Consider the following 16533-nt stretch of genomic DNA (forward strand, 5'->3'; position numbering starts at 1 on the left):
CCTCAAAAAGGATATACGTTGACGAGGCTATACACTGCGCCGCCGAGCGACGTCGCGCTATTCCACGCCTTGCGGCCGAGCGGAGCCAGTTTGGATGAGAGCCCTGTCGGGTCGAGCTTGGCCAACAAACTCCGTTCCTGTTGCTCCGCGTTCTCGCCCATCGTCTGGGGAGAGGCGGGCGGCTCGGCGTTGACAGTCGGAAGCGCCGGCGGCGTCGACTCGACAGGGTTTCTCTTTTCCGGAGACGGCCTGCGCAAGGCGACGACTTTCGTCGGCCTGACAGGGATCGTCTCCGTCTGTTCAGCGGCGGCTTCGTTCGACCAATCCGAGATGCGCTCCTGCGGATAGACGGCGAACAGCGCCGGAGCCGGCGAAGCGTTTTTCGACTTCAAGGAAGGGCGCTCCGTCTCCGCGGAAGCGATCCGGTCGATGATTTTGCCGCTCACCGGGTCGGTCGTGAAAGCGATTTCCTTCAGCGCTTCGCCATTCTTCCATTGTGGCGGCAGGAAAGCGATAAGCCAGGTCGCGACGAAGCAGACCGCGGCATCGATGAGCAGCCTGCGCGACTTGGCGCTAAGCGCGGCAAATTTTGTTTCCAGATGATCGCTCACGACGAACCTCCGTTTAAAACGACTGATTGAAATTCAAACGCTCGTTTGAAGCGAAAATATGGCGACGCGGCAACGCGTTATTTCTGGCCATTGGGCGAGCGCAACATGCGTCATTTTGGCGCTTCAGGAAACGGAGACGCTGGCGTGCGAAGCTTGCGCGGCCCACCCAAAGCCCCCACAACAAAACCGGACTGACGAAGCACGCGCGAGACTTGGCGTGGCCTTAGACCGCGACGACGGCCGCTCTTCCCGTCGCGGCTTCGCCGTGATAAGCGACGCGTCTCACGATGCGCGTCCTAGGGACCGGCTTCGCCGATTAAGACCGGGAGCCGGTTTTTGTTTTCGTTCAGCGCCGTTAGGCATAGAGGTCCATTCCAATGAGCCAATCCGGTTTCTTCACCGCCTCCCTCAGCGCTTCCGATCCGGAAATCGCGAAGGCGATCGAACTCGAACTCGGCCGCCAGAGGCACGAGATCGAACTGATCGCGTCGGAGAACATTGTCTCAAAGGCGGTGTTGGAGGCCCAGGGCTCGGTTCTCACCAACAAATACGCCGAGGGCTATCCCGGAAAGCGCTATTACGGCGGCTGCCAATTCGTCGACATCGCCGAGAATCTCGCGATCGACCGCGCCAAGAAGCTGTTCGACTGCGGTTTCGCCAATGTGCAGCCCAACTCCGGCTCGCAGGCCAATCAGGCGGTGTTCCTCGCGCTTCTTCAGCCGGGCGACGTCTTTATGGGGCTGGATCTCGCCGCGGGCGGTCATCTGACGCATGGGTCGCCGGTGAATGTCTCCGGCCGCTGGTTCAAGCCGGTGAGCTATACGGTGCGCAAGGACGATCAGCGCATCGATATGGAGCAGGTCGCCGCGCTCGCCCAGGAGCATAAGCCGAAGCTCATCATCGCCGGCGGCTCCGGCTATTCCCGCATCTGGGACTTCGAAGGCTTCCGCAAGATCGCCGACAGCGTTGGCGCCTATTTCATGGTGGACATGGCGCATTTCGCCGGTCTGGTCGCTGCGGGACTTCATCCGTCGCCGCTGCCGCATGCGCATGTCGTCACCACCACGACGCATAAGACGCTGCGCGGTCCGCGCGGCGGCATGGTGCTGACGAACGACGAGGCCATCGCCAAGAAAATCAACTCGGCGGTCTTCCCCGGCCTGCAAGGTGGTCCGCTGATGCATGTCATCGCCGGAAAGGCCGTGGCGTTCGGCGAGGCGCTGACCCCGCAGTTCAAGACCTATCAGCAGCAGGTCAAGGACAATGCGCAAATGCTCGCGCAGACGCTCGTCGACGCGGGCCTTGCGATCGTCTCGGGCGGCACCGACAACCATCTGATGCTCGTCGATCTGCGTCCCAAGAAGATCACCGGCAAGGCGGCCGAGGCCGCGCTTGGCCGCGCGCACATCACCTGTAATAAGAACGGCATTCCCTTCGATCCGGAAAAGCCCTTCGTCACCTCCGGCATCCGTCTCGGTTCGCCGGCGGCGACCTCGCGCGGCTTCGGCCAGAACGAGTTCAAACAGGTCGGGCAGATGATCGTCGAGGTGCTCGACGGCCTCTCCTCGCAGGGCGAAGAAGGCAACGCCGCGACGGAAGCCGCGGTGAAGGAAAAGGTTCACACGCTCACCGCGAAGTTCCCGATCTATTAAAAAAGTGGGACGTTCCCTTCTCCCGCTTGCGGGAGAAGGCGCGACGGATGAGGGTTCTCTCCGTCGCCTCATTTGAGATAGCCCTCACCCGACCCCGCTTCGCGGGGCCTCCCTCTCCCGCATGCGGGAGAGGGGAAAGGCGCCCGAAATGCGCTGTCCCTATTGCGGTTCCGTCGACACGCAGGTGAAGGACTCCCGTCCTGCGGAGGATTCATCCTGCATAAGGCGGCGCCGCGTCTGTCCGACGTGCGGCGGCCGCTTCACGACCTTTGAGCGCGTGCAGCTGCGCGAAATCATCGTCGTGAAAAAGTCGGGTCGCCGTGCGCCGTTCAATCGCGACAAGCTGATGCGATCGGTTGAGATCGCCTTGCGTAAGCGTCCGGTCGAAGCGGAACGCGTCGAGCAGATGATTTCCGGAATCGTTCGTCAGCTCGAAAGCCTCGGCGAAGTGGAGGTCGAAAGTCAGCGGATCGGCGAACTGGTCATCGAAGGCCTGCGTTCGCTCGACCCCGTCGCCTATGTGCGTTTCGCCTCGGTGTATCGTGACTTCCGCGAAGTTCGCGACTTCTCCGCGGTGATCGATGAATTGGAGAGCGGCGGCGACGGCGCGGCTTTTGCACCGGACGCCGACGACCCAGAGAAGGCATGACGATCCACGAAGCCTTTCCGCAGACCGCGACCGACGACGCCTATATGGCGGCGGCGCTTGCGCTCGGCCGGCGCAATTTGGGCCGCACCGCGCCAAATCCCGCGGTGGGCGCGTTGCTCGTGCGCGATGGCGTCGTTATCGCCCGCGGCTGGACCGCGCCCGGTGGGCGCCCGCATGCGGAGGCGATCGCCATGGCTGCGGCGGGCGAGGCGGCGCGCGGCGCAACGCTTTACGTCACTTTGGAGCCCTGCGCGCATCATGGGGCGACGCCCCCTTGCGTCGACTCGATCATCGCCGGCGGCGTCGCGCGCGTCGTCACCGCCCTCGAGGACCCCGACCCGCGCGTCTCGGGCGATGGCTTCGCCCGGCTGCGCGTAGCAGGAATCGACGTCATCATTGGTCCCGGCGCTGCGGCGGCGCGCGCCGATCATCTCGGGCACATTTTGCGCGTCACGCGTCGCCGCCCGATGATAACGCTCAAGCTCGCGCGGACGGCGGATGGCTACGCCGCAGGCGCAGCGCATGATCCGCGCCTGCACATCACCGGACCTATCGCTGACGCTTTCACGCATGTGCAGCGATCGCTGCATGACGCGATCATGATTGGCGGCGGCACGGCGCGCGACGACGATCCGCTGATGACCGTACGCTTGCCGGGGATGCAACAATGCAAGCCGCTTCGCGTTGTGCTCGACGAGAAGTTGTCGCTGTCGCCGCGTTCGCGCCTGGCGTCCACCGCGCGCGAAACGCCGCTGCTCGTGATCGCTGGAGCGGCCGTCGCCGATGAAGCGGCCAAAGCGTTTGAAGACGCCACTGGCGCAGAGGTTGTTCGCATCGCGATGCGGGACGGCCTGCTTGATCTTACCAGCGCCCTAAGACTTTTGGCGGATCGTGGCGTCACCCGCGTCTTCAGCGAAGGCGGGCCCCGCGTCGCCGAAAGTCTGCTCGCCGCGGATCTTGCCGATGAGGTCATCTTGCACACTGCCGTCAAGCCGCTTGGGAGGGCAGGCCGTCCGGCGCTGACTCCTGCGGCGCGCGCAGCCCTCGATGACGACTCGCGCTACCGTCTGATCGAGACGCGCGCGCTCGGCGCCGACACGATGACTCGATACGCGCGGGTCGACTGATGTTCACCGGCATCGTCACCGATGTGGGCGAAATCGTTGCGATGACGCCGCGCGGCGAACTGCGCCGCCTGCGCATCGCCTGTTCATACGATCCCGACGGCATCGCTCTGGGCGCCTCCATCGCCTGCTCGGGCGTGTGTCTGACGGTCGTCGCCGTCGCGCGCGAGGACGCGCGAACGGTCTTCGAAGTGGACGCCGCCGCCGAGACGCTCGCCGTCACCACAGTCGGAACATGGGCCTGCGGAACGCGCGTCAATCTCGAACGCGCGTTGAAGATCGGCGACGAACTCGGCGGCCATATCGTCACCGGCCATATCGACGGCGTCGCGCGCATTATTTCGCGCGATGACTTTTGCGATAGGGCGCCCGAAGGACGCCCGTCCGAAGAAACAAGCATGTCCAGATTCTGGATCGAGGCGCCGCGAGCGCTGTCGCGCTTCATCGCCAAGAAAGGCTCCGTGGCGCTCGACGGCGTTTCGCTCACGGTGAACGAGGTCGACGGCGATCGTTTTTCCGTGCTGCTCATTCCGCATACACTTAGCGTTACGACGCTCGGCGCGCGCAGGGCAGGGGATGCGCTCAATATCGAAGTCGATCTGATGGCGCGCTACGCGGCAAGGTTGAGCGAAGCGCGGTAGTCTGAGTTTGCGCGAGAATGTGTATAACGGCCATATCGGCTGACAGAGCGTCGCTCGTGTGACATAACGCGCCCATAATCGGTTCGCGGCGTCCCCCTCCCACAGGGAGAGGGATCCGGCCAAAGGGCGTCTGTAAGGACGCCCGTCGTCAACGACGGGCTTTTGGCAGTGTCGGGTGAGCGGTTTGCGCCTCAGCGTTAATGCGTTCGCTGTGGCGGCGCGTCCCGCACCTTTGCAATTGAGAACGCTAACCCTCACTTGGCTGCTTCGCAGCCGCCCTCCCCCCAAGGGAGAGGGTTGCGCGCACCCACTGGAGTCGCCTGAATGGCTGGTTTTGCACCCGACGACGATGACGCTCAGCCCGTGCCCGGCGCGCATATTCTCGTCGTCACGACGAAGTTCAACGGCGAAATCGTCGCGCTGCTGCGTGAAGGCGCGCTTGATGCGTTGCGCACGCTCCAGGCGCAGGCGACGGTGATCGAAGTTCCCGGCGCGCTGGAGATCGCCACTGCGGCCGCGATCGCGCTCGACGACGCCGAGCTTGCCGGCGCGCCCTATGACGGCGTCGTTGCGCTCGGCTGCGTCATCCGAGGCGAGACCTATCACTTCGAACTCGTCGCCAATGAAAGCACGCGGGCGCTGATGAATCTTTCCGTCTCGCGCCGTCTGCCGCTCGGCAATGGCGTGCTCACTGTGGAGAATGAGGCGCAGGCGATCGTGCGCGCCGATCCCAAGCAGGGCGACAAGGGCGCCGACGCGGCGCGGGCGGCGCTCGCGCTTGTGCGCCTCAAACGAGGCGTCGTATGAGCGTCGATCAACGCTCGGCGTCGCGTCTGGCGATCGTGCAAGCGCTTTACCAAATGGAAGTCGCCGGCAAAGGGCTCAACGAGATTTTCGCCGAGTTCGAGTCTCACTGGATCGGGCGAGAGATCGAAGGCGCGCAGTATAAGCCGGCGGACGCCGCTTTCTTTCGCGACGTGCTGCAAGGCGTGCTCACCGATCAGGTCGCCATCGACCGGCAGATTGATCGCGCGCTATCCGGCGGCTGGCCGCTGTCAAGATTGGAGTCCGTCATGCGCGCCGCCCTGCGCGCCGGCGTCTATGAACTGCGGTCGCGCAAGGACGTCCCGGCGCGCGTCGTCATCAAGGAATATGTCGACGTCGCCGGCGCCTTTTTCGGACCGACCGAGTCGGGGATGGTGAACGCCGTGCTCGATAGGATCGCGCATGAGGAGCGCGCCGAGGAGTTGAGTTGACAGGAGCGGAGCCTGCGGCTTCCTCGTCCTTCGAGACGCCCGCTGCGCGGGCTCCTCAGGATGAGGAGGCCGGCGGCGCCTAAACCTCGCCCTCATGCTGAGGAGCGAGCGAAGCTCGCGTCTCGAAGCACGAGGGCGAAGCCATGCCGCGCTATAGCGAAGACGACATCATCGCCCGCGTGTTCGCGCCGATCGCGGGCGCGGCCGCGCTCGGCCTTAAGGACGATGCGGCGCTTCTCGCGCCCGAAAGCGCGCCGCTCGTCGTGACAACCGACATGGTCGTCGCCGGCGTGCATTTCTTCGCGGACGACGACCCTTCGCTGATCGCCAAGAAAGCCCTGCGCGTCAATCTCTCCGACCTTGCGGCCAAGGGCGCGGAGCCGATCGGCTTTCTGCTCGGCTTGGCGCTGCCGGGCGACTGGACCAACGCTTGGCTGGACGCTTTCGCCGCCGGGCTCGCCGAGGATGCGCGCGCGTATGGCGCGCCGCTCATCGGCGGCGACACGGCTGCGACTCCGGGGCCGCTGACCATCTCGATCACCGCGCTCGGCCGCGCCCGGCGCTTCGTGCCCCGTACCGGCGCCAAGCCAGGAGACGCCATCTTCGTCTCGGGCCCGATCGGAGACGCGGCGCTGGGTCTCGCGCTGCGCCGCGATCCGGCGCTGGCGAGGCGCCTCTCGGCTAGCGCACGTGACCATCTCATCGGGCGCTATCTGCTGCCACAGCCGCGCGTCGATCTCTCGGCGTGGCTTTGCGCCAACGCCAGCGCCGCGATGGACATTTCCGACGGCCTCGCCGGCGATCTCGCCAAGCTTTGCCGCGCCTCTGGCGTGAGCGCCGTTGTCGATCTCGCCTCCGTGCCGCTTTCAGCGGCGGCGCGAGAGGCGATCGCCATCGATCCCGCGCTCTTCGAAACGGCGATAACCGGCGGGGACGACTACGAAATTCTCATCGCTGTGGGCAGCGAAGCGCCGCCTGCCGCGCCGGCCTGTCGGATCGGCGAATTTGTAGCGGGAAGCGCGCCGCCGATTTTTCTCGACGGACACAAAAAGCCCGTCTTTTTCAAAAAATTGTCCTTCCAACACTTCTGAAAAATACGGGATCGCACAGCATTGCCGTGCGGCCACGTTTCTGGCAGAAAGCCCGCTGGAAAGCTGCTGTCCCCGCCCGATTCGCTCGGCGGGGTCGCTGCTCCTTTTTTTGTTGCGCGACTCCGTTCGCGGCGACGCGACCAATTCGGCCATTCCCCGGTCGAAGAACGAAAAGGCGAAGCCAAAATGGTTCTGTTTCTAACCATCGTCTTCGGATTGATGTCTATCGTCTATGGCGTGAAGACCTCGCAGGAATTGCTCGCAGCCGATCCGGGGTCGGCGCGGATGCAGGAAATTTCGGGCGCCGTCGCCGAGGGCGCGCAGGCCTATCTCAACCGCCAATACAAGACCATCGCCATGGTTGGCGGCGTGATCTTCGTCATTCTCGTCATCCTGCTCGGCTGGGCGGTCGCCTTCGGATTCCTGCTCGGCGCGGTGCTCTCCGGCGCGGCCGGCTATATCGGCATGAACGTCTCGGTGCGCGCCAATGTCCGCACGGCGCAGGCGGCGACGAAATCGCTCGCCGGCGGCCTCGACATCGCCTTCAAGGCCGGCGCGGTCACCGGACTTCTTGTCGCCGGCCTCGCGCTTCTCGGCGTCGCTGTCTATTACGCGATCCTGACCTGGTTCGCCGGCTATGCGCCTTCGGATCGCACGGTCGTCGACGCGCTGGTCGCCCTCGGCTTCGGCGGATCGCTGATTTCGATTTTCGCCCGCCTTGGCGGCGGCATCTTCACTAAGGGCGCCGACGTCGGCGCCGATCTCGTCGGCAAGGTTGAAGCCGGCATTCCCGAGGACGACCCACGCAATCCCGCCACGATCGCCGATAACGTCGGCGACAATGTCGGCGATTGCGCCGGCATGGCGGCCGACCTCTTCGAGACCTATGCGGTGACGGTCGTCGCCACCATGGTGCTCGCCTCGATCTTCTTCGCCGGTCAGGAAGGCCTGTCGTCGGCGATGATCTATCCGCTCGCGATCGGCGGCCTTTCGATCCTCACTTCGATCGCCGGCACCTATTTCGTGAAAATGGGCGACGACGAGGGCACGCCGTGGGGTAAGTTTGCTTCGCCTTATTTCAAGCAGCTCGGCATCGATGATTCCATCATGGGCGCGCTGTACAAGGGCCTCATCGCCGCCGGCGTGCTGTCAGTCGGAGGGCTCTTCCTGGCGACGACCTTTACCGTCGGCTGGGGCGAGATCGGCAAGGCGAATGGCGAAGCCATCCACGGCTATGGCCTGTTCCTCTCCGGGGTGCTGGGCCTGATCGTCACCGGCGCCATCGTCTACATCACCGAATATTACACCGGCACCGGCAAGCGTCCGGTGGTGTCGATTGCTCAGGCGTCGGTGACGGGCCACGGCACCAATGTCATCCAGGGCCTCGCCGTGTCGCTTGAATCGACGGCGGCGCCGGCGCTCGTCATCGTTCTCGGCATCATTCTCACCTATGAACTCGGCGGGCTCTATGGCACGGCGATCGCGGTGACGACGATGCTCGGCCTCGCCGGCATGGTCGTGGCCCTCGACGCCTTCGGCCCCGTCACCGACAACGCCGGCGGCATCGCCGAAATGGCGGGCCTGCCGAAGGAGGTGCGTCGCAACACCGACGCGCTCGACGCCGTGGGCAATACGACGAAGGCCGTGACCAAGGGCTACGCCATCGGCTCGGCGGGCCTCGGCGCGCTGGTGCTCTTCGCCGCCTACACGAACGATCTGAAGCATTTCATCGACACCGACGTGCCGTTTTTCAAAGGGCTGGGAAAGATCGACTTCGAGCTCTCCAACCCTTACGTCGTCGCGGGCCTCATCTTTGGCGGCCTCATCCCCTATCTCTTCGGCGGCATCGCCATGACGGCGGTGGGGCGCGCGGCGGGCTCGGTGGTCGTCGAGGTGCGCCGTCAATTTAAGGAAAAGCCCGGCATCATGGCTGGCACCGACCGGCCGGATTACGGCCGCGCCGTCGATATGCTGACGCAGGCGGCGATCAAGGAAATGATCGTGCCCTCGCTGCTGCCGGTGCTGGCGCCGATCGTCGCCTTCGTCGTCGCCTGGATCCTTGGCGGCAAGGCCAACGCCTTCGCGGCGCTGGGCGCGTTGCTGCTGGGCGTCATCGTCAACGGGCTCTTCGTCGCCATATCGATGACGTCAGGCGGCGGCGCTTGGGACAACGCCAAGAAATCCTTTGAAGACGGCTTCATAGACAAAGACGGCGTGAAGCATGAGAAGGGCTCCGAGGCCCATAAGGCGGCGGTGACCGGCGACACGGTCGGCGACCCCTATAAGGACACCGCCGGCCCTGCAGTGAATCCGGCGATCAAGATCACCAATATCGTGGCGCTGCTGATGCTGGCGATCCTGGCGCACTGAGAGATCGCTTAAAGCAGTTTTGCGAAGGGCGGGGGAGACCTCGCCCTTTTGCTTTGTTTGGTGAAGGTCTGCGAATTTTGCGGCGAACGCTGTATGATCGCGTCATGACCCACCCCTTCTATTGTCTGCACACGCATGGCTTCATCCGAGTCGCCGTCGCGACGCCGAACGTGCGAGTCGCCGATCCGGCTTTCAACGTTGCGCGGACGATCGAACTGGCGCGCCAAGCGGATCAGCACGGCGCTTCGCTCGTACTTTTTCCCGAGTTGGGGATCTCCTCTTACGCGATCGACGATCTCTTGCAGCAGGAGGCGCTGCTCGCCGCCGTCGACGCCGCGCTCGCCGAACTCGTCGAGGCTTCTTGCGGCATTCACCCGCTGATCGTCGTTGGCGCGCCGCTGCGCCATCGTGGCCGTCTCTATAATTGCGCCGTGGCGATCCTGCGCGGCCGCGTGCTCGCCGTGACGCCCAAGGTCTATCTGCCGAACTATCGCGAGTTTTACGAACAGCGGCACTTCGCGTCCGGAGCCTTTATTTCGGGCGAGGACATCGCCGTCGCCGGACAATGCGCCCCGTTCGGTTCCGATACGCTCCTCGAAGCGACGGATTTTCCCGGACTCGTGATCCACACGGAAATTTGCGAGGACGTCTGGGTTCCGATCCCCCCTTCGGCGCGCGCCGCGCTGGCGGGCGCGACCGTGCTGCTCAATCTCTCGGCGTCGAACGCGATCGTCGGCAAATCCGACTATCGCGAGACGCTTTGCAGCGCGCATTCGGCGCGGTGCCTAGCGGCCTATCTCTATTCGGCGGCCGGGCAGGGCGAGTCGACGACGGACCTCGCGTGGGACGGAGAAGCGCTGATCTGCGAGAAGGGCGACGTTCTCGCCAAGGCGCCGCGCTTTTCGGACGAACCGCAGCTGGCGCTCGCCGATGTCGATATCGGTCGTCTTCTTGCCGAGCGCATGCGGCAGGGCACGTTTGGGGCCTGCGCCGACGTGGAGCAGGGCGCGACGAACTACCGTCGCATAGACTTCGAACTCGCCGGATCTTGCGATCGCGATCTTGGATTTCTGCGCGAGGTCGGACGCTTTCCCTTCGTTCCGGCGGATGAAACGCGGCTCGCCGAGCTGTGTTTCGAGGCGTTCAACATCCAGTCGCACGGTCTCGAACAACGGCTGCGCGCCACGAAAATCAAAAAGGCGGTGATCGGCGTCTCTGGCGGACTCGACTCCACGCAGGCGTTGCTCGTCGCGGTAACGGCGATGGATGCGCTCGGTCTGCCGCGCGAAAATGTGCTCGGCTTCACGCTGCCGGCCTTCGCCACGAGCGAAAGCACCAAGGCCAACGCCTGGCGGCTGATGCGCGCGCTCGGCGTCACCGCGCAGGAAATCGACGTCACTGCCGCTTGCAAGCAAATGCTCGCCGACATCGATCACCCGGCTGCGCGCGGAGAGGCGGTTTACGACACGACTTACGAGAATGTGCAGGCGGGCGCGCGCACGTCGCTGCTGTTTCGTCTTGCCAACCGCCATGGCGCGCTGGTCATTGGCACTGGCGACCTGTCCGAACTCGCCCTCGGTTGGTCCACCTATGGCGTTGGCGATCAGATGTCGCATTACAACGTCAACGCCTCAGTGCCCAAGACGCTTATTCAGCACCTCATCCGCTGGTGCGCGCGTGACGCGCGCTTCGGCGCCGAAACGGCGGCGGTGCTTGAAGACGTTCTTGCGACGGAAATATCCCCCGAGCTCGTGCCGGGAAAAGCAAGGCAGCGAACTGAGGATACGGTCGGGCCGTATGCGCTGCAGGACTTCAATCTCTATTATACGACGCGCTACGGATTTGCGCCTGCGAAGATCGCCTTTCTCGCCTGGCGCGCCTGGCGGCATGCGTCCGCCGGCTCATGGCCTACAGGGATCGCGCAAGAAGACAAGATCTCCTATGACCTCTCGACGATCAAACATTGGCTCGGCGTTTTCGTGAAGCGTTTCTTTGAGGGAAGCCAGTTCAAACGGTCGGCGCTGCCGAACGGTCCGAAAGTCAGTTCGGGAGGGTCGCTGTCGCCGCGCGGCGACTGGCGCGCGCCGTCGGATTCCGTCGCAGATGCCTGGGTCAGCTCGCTCGATGATATTCCCTGACGCGCAAAATTGAGCCGGCCACTCAAAAGAGCGTCCGGCTCATTTACGACTGCGAGATTACGCGACGACCGTTAGGCGCGCCGGACGAGGCCGAGAACGACCGAAACGACCAGGAGAACCAACGCCAGCCAGAACAATATCCGCGCGCCGTCCACCGCGACGCCGGCGACGCCCCCAAAGCCCAGAAATCCGGCAATGAGAGCGACGACCAGGAACACCACGGCCCAATACAGAAGGTTGCCCATTTTGACCTCCGCTTGTGAACTCTCGTCCTAAAACGCGTCCGCTGCATACATGTTCCGACGCGAACTCATCCCCGCGATTGCTTAGGTCTCGACGCGCGCGAAATCCGCATTAAGATAGGCCGAAGCGTTACCTGCACAGTGACCGTGATCTATGTGCTATTCGCTTGAGGCAAGCATTACGGCTGGGCTCGGCCTGGGGTTGGCGGGGGCTACGGCATGGTCTCAAAAGCGCTGCGCTACGACCGGCGCATGGTGCTTTTCGCCGCGTTTCCGCTCGTGTTCTCGGCGCACCAGTTCGTCGAAGCTGCGGTATGGCTCACGCGGAACGATCCCGCCGCCGGGCAGCCTTATCGTTATGTCTACACCTTAATCGCTTTTACGATGTGGCCCGTGCTGACGCCAATGGCGGCCGCCTATGCGGAATCGGATCCGGAGCGAAATCGTCTTTGGTGGACCATGGGCGGCGTAGGCATCGTCCTGGCCGCCTATCTTGTAGCCAAACTCGCCGGCGCCGACGGCATCGACCTGTCGGTGTATCGGCATTCGCTCGCTTACGATCCGCTGTTCGAGCGTCCGCCGCTCGTGACGGATTTTCTCTATCTCGTGCTGACCGTGTCGCCGCTCATTTTCAGCCAGCGAAGGGCGATCAATGTATTCGGCGTCGCGGTGTTGGCGACGTTTTTCTTGGCGCTCGCGGCTAACCGGCCGGCTTGGTATTCGGTTTGGTGTCTCGCTGCTGCGCTGTTCAGCCTGATCATCGCGCTCGCGATTGAAGAAGAGCGCAGCTCCGACTTCGACGGACTGGAAATGCAGCGCTAGCGAGCGCTGGCCGCGTTCGTCGCCCATTCGATGTAGCGCTTGCGCAGCAGGCGACTCGTGTCGCCCGGCGCGCCAGATCCGATGGGGCGGCCATCGAGCGAGACAACCGGCAGCACGAGATTGGAGGCGCTTGTGAGGAAGGCTTCCTTCGCCTCATAGGCCTCGGCGACCGAGAAACTGCGCTCCTCGACGGTCAATCCTTCCCGCTCCGCGATCACCTGCACGGCTCTCCGTGTGCAGCCCGGAAGAACCGCGGAGGAGTTTAGACGCGTCACCAGCACATTGGCGCGAGTGAGGATGAAGGCGGTCGAGGATGAGCCTTCGGTCACGAAACCGTCCTGATCGACCATCCACGCTTCCTGGCAGCCGCCCTCGAGCGCCGCTTGCTTCGCCAGAACCTGCGCGAGCAGCGCCGTGCTCTTGATGTCGCGTCGCGCCCATCGCAGATCCGGAACGGTAAGCGCCTTCACGCCGGTTTCGGCGGCGGGAGAGGCGATGATGTTTTTCTTCTGAGCGAAGGCGACCAACGTCGGCGCCGCTTCCGCGGGAAATCCGAACTCGCGCTCGGCGGCGGCGCCTCTGGTGATTTGCAGATAGACGAGGCCTTCGCTCAAACCATTCTTCGCGATAAGTACGGCCTCGATTTCCGCGATGCCCGCCATCGGAACAGGAGTTTCGATACGCAGTTCGCGCAGCGAACGCTCGAGACGCGAAAGATGCGAGTCATTGTCGATCAGCCTTCCGCCGATGACGGCCGCAACCTCATAAACGCCGTCGGCGAACAGGAAGCCGCGGTCGAGAATCGACACGCGCGCCTCGTCGATGGGGATGTAAGCTCCGTTCACGTAAGCGATATCAGACACGGTCGGCTCCCGGGAGAAGGGAGCGCAATCTACAGCAGCGCTCGCGGCTTGTCCTGCCGACGCTTCGGGCTCTATCGATACGGCCGGGGAGAACTAGATAGATGATCTGCGGCGGATCGCCCTTGCGGGCTCCTCGCGACCTCGGTCGCGGACGCCGTTGCGCCGGTGCGCTTGAGACGCGGATAACTGCGCTTACGAGCGGAAGGAGGATCCTTGGGCGAGGACATCAAAACCACGGGCTTTACGCCCGCCGACAAGGCGCGCTTTGCCGGCCGGCTCGCGCAGGAAACGGATCTTGCACGCGTCCTGTTTGAACAGGAGAAATTTTCGCGCGACGGCCACATGGTCGGCTTCGAAGTCGAAACCTGGATCGTGGATCACAATTACGCGCCGTCCTCGATCAACCAGGATGTCCTCGAAACCCTCGATGATCCGCTCGTCGTGCCGGAGCTGTCGCGCTTTAACGTCGAGTTGAATTGCGCGCCGTTCCACCTCAAAGGCGATGCGCTGACGCAAGCGCACAGGTCGCTGACGGACCTCTGGACGAAATGCAACGACGTGGCGCACCAGCTCGACGCCAATCTGGTGATGATCGGCACGCTGCCCACGATCCGCGACAGCGATCTGACGATTGCCAATATGTCGCCGCTCAACCGCTACTATGCGCTCAACCAGGAAGTGCTTCGTCTGCGCGGCGGGCAGCCGTTGCACGTCAATATCGCGGGCCGCGACCGCCTTGCGTCCGAGCACAAAGATGTGATGCTCGAAGCTGCGACGACCTCGTTTCAGATCCATCTCAAGGCCCCGGCCGATCTGGCGCATCTCTATTACAACGCCTCGGTGGCGGCGTCGGGACCGATCCTCGCGGCCTGCGGCAACGCACCGTTCCTTTTCGGTAAGGCGCTATGGGAGGAAACGCGCATCCCGCTGTTTGAACAAGCAGTGAAGATGCCGGGCCCGGCCAGGGTCTGCATGGGCTCCGGCTACGCCGACCATTCCCTCATCGAGATCTTCGAGGAAAATTTACGCGACTATGAGGCGCTGCTTCCCGTGGCCTATGACGACCCGCCCGAGGCGATGCGCCACCTGCGGTTGCATAATGGCGTCATCTGGCGCTGGAATCGTCCGCTGATCGGCTTCGACGAGAGCGGGGCGCCGCATCTGCGCGTCGAACACCGCATTCTGCCCGCCGGACCGACCTTCATCGACATGATGGCGAACGCCGCGCTTTACCTCGGCCTGGCGCGGACCATCGCCATGAGCGGGGACGGCGGCGCCGGCGGCCTCGCCTTCGCTGACGCCAAGCGAAATTTTTACGCCGCCGCGCGCTTTGGCCTCGACGCCAAGCTCGAATGGCCGGGCGAAGGCGAGATCGCCGCCGATCGTCTGCTGCTCGATCGGCTCATTCCCGACGCCAGGGCGGGGCTTCGCGACCTGGGCGTCGCCGAAGCCGATTTCCTCGATATCGTCGAAGCTCGGGTGCAGACGCGGCAGACCGGGGCGGCTTGGCAGCGAAAAGCCCTTGAGGCGCGCGGCGGGGACCTTTATGCCCTGATGGCGGCCTATTGCGAGCGCCAGCGCAGCGGCGCCCCCGTCCATCAGTGGGAAACATGACGAGAACAGTGACCGACGCGCCTTGCGCCTTGCTCGACCGGCTGCCTGACGGATTTCTCGACTGCCCCGCCAATCGCCTGAAGGACATCCTTCCCCGACCGACGCTGTTCGACCTTCCGGGCCGCGACCCGCAACCGCTGTTCGTGTCTACGCTGCTGCACGGAAATGAGACGAGCGGGCTCGCCGCCGTGCAGGAGATTTTGCGTCGTCACGTCGCGCGCGGGCTCAATCGGTCGCTCATTCTGTTCATCGGCAATGTCGAAGCCGCGGCGGCGAATGTGCGCACGCTGCCGAACCAACGCGACTTCAACCGGGTGTGGCCCGGCACGGCTTTTCCCGATGATCCGCTCGCGCATATGGCGCGCTGGATTTACGAATACGTTGAGAAGCGCCGAGCTTTCGCCGCCGTCGACATCCACAACAACACCGGCTTCAATCCTCACTACAGCTGCGTCACCAGGCTTGAGCCGAAATACGTCGCCCTTGCGCAGCTGTTCTCCCGCATTGTCGTGCATTTTCAGCGCCCGCGCGGCACCAGCGCAGCGGCCTTCGCCGAACTATGTCCGGCGATCACGGTCGAATGCGGCAAGTCGGGCGCCGATGCCGGCGTGGCGCATGTCGTCGAATTGCTCGACGCCTGCGTATCGATCGCAGAGCTTCCCGACCACGCGCCGGCCCCGCAGGACATTGAGTTGCTGCGCACATGCGCCATCGTGAAGCCGCCCGCCGGCGCAAGCTTTTCCTTCGACGGAACGCCGGCGGACTTTGTCTTCCGCCCTGATATCGACCATCTGAATTTCAGCGAATTGGGCGCGGGCGCCTCTTTCGGCGCGTTGGGCGACGAAGACGCGCGCCTCGAAGTCCTCTCGGGCGAAGGGTTCGACACGCAGCCGATCAACTATTTCGATTACGCGGGTGGCCAAATCAGGCTCGCGCGCCCCGCCATTCCGGCCATGCTGACAGTTGACCCACGCGCCGTGCAGCAGGATTGTCTATGCTATCTGATGCACCGCATCGGCATGGACGGACTGGGATATAGCCGCACGGACGTGAGCGCGCATTAGGGTTTCTCCGGCCGCACGTCCTCAATGACATAGAGGCCTTTCGCGTCGCGACTGATCGTGAATTTGATCTTCATGCCCTTCGACAGGCTGGAGAGATCCACGTTTGGTGCCACGTGAAACGCCATTGTCATAGGCGACATTTCCAGTGGTCCGGCGATTGGCCCGTGGGTGATCATGAGCCTGCGATCGTCCGCGTCGACCGCTCTGACGACGCCCTCGCCTTGCCCCGTCGTCTTTTCCGCCTTTTCCGTCGCCTGGGCGACAGTGTCGCGCGGCGCGCCCTGGGCTGCCGCGCTGGCAGCGGCGCCGCCAATCCCCATGGAGATGGCGGCGCAAGCGGCGACTCGCGCGAATGCGTATCGCGTGGTCTTCATCGAAGCTCCCGGAGGTGCTGCT

The 16533-nt window shown here is 64.0% G+C and carries 16 protein-coding genes; 12 read left to right on the forward strand and 4 right to left on the reverse strand.

The window, feature by feature from the left end; genetic code table 11:
• Nucleotides 1–2: 2 nt before the first annotated feature.
• Complete coding sequence (locus ACPS74_RS00950; RefSeq protein ID WP_239754535.1) at nucleotides 3–611, reverse strand: hypothetical protein; 609 nt, start codon at nucleotides 609–611, stop codon at nucleotides 3–5.
• A 377-nt stretch (nucleotides 612–988) separates the two neighbouring features.
• Here ACPS74_RS00950 and glyA point away from each other — a divergent pair, with 377 nt between their 5' ends.
• The 9 genes from glyA (at nucleotide 989) to ACPS74_RS00995 (ending at nucleotide 11532) form a co-directional block, all read left to right on the forward strand.
• On the forward strand, nucleotides 989–2263 hold the full coding sequence (glyA, locus tag ACPS74_RS00955) for a serine hydroxymethyltransferase (RefSeq protein WP_029651358.1): 1275 nt from the start codon (nucleotides 989–991) through the stop codon (nucleotides 2261–2263).
• A 148-nt stretch (nucleotides 2264–2411) separates the two neighbouring features.
• Nucleotides 2412–2912 (forward strand): transcriptional regulator NrdR, encoded by a 501-nt coding sequence (gene nrdR, locus ACPS74_RS00960; RefSeq protein ID WP_036242014.1) that lies wholly within the window; start codon nucleotides 2412–2414, stop codon nucleotides 2910–2912.
• Complete coding sequence (ribD, locus tag ACPS74_RS00965; RefSeq protein ID WP_029651356.1) at nucleotides 2909–4039, forward strand: bifunctional diaminohydroxyphosphoribosylaminopyrimidine deaminase/5-amino-6-(5-phosphoribosylamino)uracil reductase RibD; 1131 nt, start codon at nucleotides 2909–2911, stop codon at nucleotides 4037–4039. Before nrdR ends, ribD begins: the two co-directional genes overlap by 4 nt.
• Nucleotides 4039–4677, forward strand: a complete 639-nt coding sequence (locus tag ACPS74_RS00970; RefSeq protein ID WP_029651355.1) for a riboflavin synthase — start codon at nucleotides 4039–4041, stop codon at nucleotides 4675–4677. The genes ribD and ACPS74_RS00970 overlap by 1 nt, the downstream gene beginning before the upstream one ends.
• Nucleotides 4678–5001: 324 nt before the next feature.
• Entirely contained in the window at nucleotides 5002–5484 is a 483-nt protein-coding gene (gene ribH, locus ACPS74_RS00975) for a 6,7-dimethyl-8-ribityllumazine synthase (protein ID WP_029651354.1), read from the forward strand.
• Nucleotides 5481–5933 (forward strand): transcription antitermination factor NusB, encoded by a 453-nt coding sequence (gene nusB / locus ACPS74_RS00980; protein ID WP_018408555.1) that lies wholly within the window; start codon nucleotides 5481–5483, stop codon nucleotides 5931–5933. Before ribH ends, nusB begins: the two co-directional genes overlap by 4 nt.
• A gap of 143 nt (nucleotides 5934–6076) precedes the next feature.
• On the forward strand, nucleotides 6077–7024 hold the full coding sequence (gene thiL / locus ACPS74_RS00985; protein WP_029651353.1) for a thiamine-phosphate kinase: 948 nt from the start codon (nucleotides 6077–6079) through the stop codon (nucleotides 7022–7024).
• A gap of 186 nt (nucleotides 7025–7210) precedes the next feature.
• The gene (locus ACPS74_RS00990) at nucleotides 7211–9394 is read left to right on the forward strand and encodes a V-type H(+)-translocating pyrophosphatase (protein WP_029651352.1); all 2184 of its coding nucleotides are present in this window, start codon (nucleotides 7211–7213) and stop codon (nucleotides 9392–9394) included.
• Between the two features lie 104 nt (nucleotides 9395–9498).
• Nucleotides 9499–11532, forward strand: a complete 2034-nt coding sequence (locus ACPS74_RS00995; protein WP_029651351.1) for an NAD(+) synthase — start codon at nucleotides 9499–9501, stop codon at nucleotides 11530–11532.
• A 71-nt stretch (nucleotides 11533–11603) separates the two neighbouring features.
• Here ACPS74_RS00995 and ACPS74_RS01000 read toward each other — a convergent pair whose 3' ends face one another.
• Nucleotides 11604–11777 carry a DUF1328 domain-containing protein gene (locus tag ACPS74_RS01000; protein ID WP_018408550.1) on the reverse strand — a complete coding sequence of 58 codons (174 nt, stop codon included), beginning with the start codon at nucleotides 11775–11777 and terminating at the stop codon, nucleotides 11604–11606.
• Between the two features lie 216 nt (nucleotides 11778–11993).
• Between ACPS74_RS01000 and ACPS74_RS01005 the strand changes: the two genes are divergently transcribed.
• Entirely contained in the window at nucleotides 11994–12596 is a 603-nt protein-coding gene (locus ACPS74_RS01005; protein ID WP_239754523.1) for a DUF6629 family protein, read from the forward strand.
• Here ACPS74_RS01005 and ACPS74_RS01010 read toward each other — a convergent pair.
• A complete protein-coding gene (locus ACPS74_RS01010; RefSeq protein ID WP_029651350.1) occupies nucleotides 12593–13459 on the reverse strand; it encodes a D-amino-acid transaminase in 867 nt (288 codons plus the stop codon). The two genes, ACPS74_RS01005 and ACPS74_RS01010, sit on opposite strands and share 4 nt — an antisense overlap.
• 213 nt (nucleotides 13460–13672) lie before the next feature.
• Between ACPS74_RS01010 and ACPS74_RS01015 the strand changes: the two genes are divergently transcribed.
• Nucleotides 13673–15073, forward strand: a complete 1401-nt coding sequence (locus ACPS74_RS01015; RefSeq protein ID WP_029651349.1) for a hypothetical protein — start codon at nucleotides 13673–13675, stop codon at nucleotides 15071–15073.
• Nucleotides 15070–16137 (forward strand): M14 family metallopeptidase, encoded by a 1068-nt coding sequence (locus tag ACPS74_RS01020; protein ID WP_029651348.1) that lies wholly within the window; start codon nucleotides 15070–15072, stop codon nucleotides 16135–16137. Before ACPS74_RS01015 ends, ACPS74_RS01020 begins: the two co-directional genes overlap by 4 nt.
• On the opposite strand, the gene ACPS74_RS01025 is transcribed toward ACPS74_RS01020, so the two are convergent.
• Nucleotides 16134–16511, reverse strand: a complete 378-nt coding sequence (locus ACPS74_RS01025; protein ID WP_029651347.1) for a copper-binding protein — start codon at nucleotides 16509–16511, stop codon at nucleotides 16134–16136. The genes ACPS74_RS01020 and ACPS74_RS01025 overlap by 4 nt on opposite strands.
• Between the last annotated feature and the right edge of the window lie 22 nt (nucleotides 16512–16533).

The organism is Methylocystis sp. SB2, assembly GCF_049817085.1.
Lineage (GTDB): Bacteria > Pseudomonadota > Alphaproteobacteria > Rhizobiales > Beijerinckiaceae > Methylocystis > Methylocystis rosea.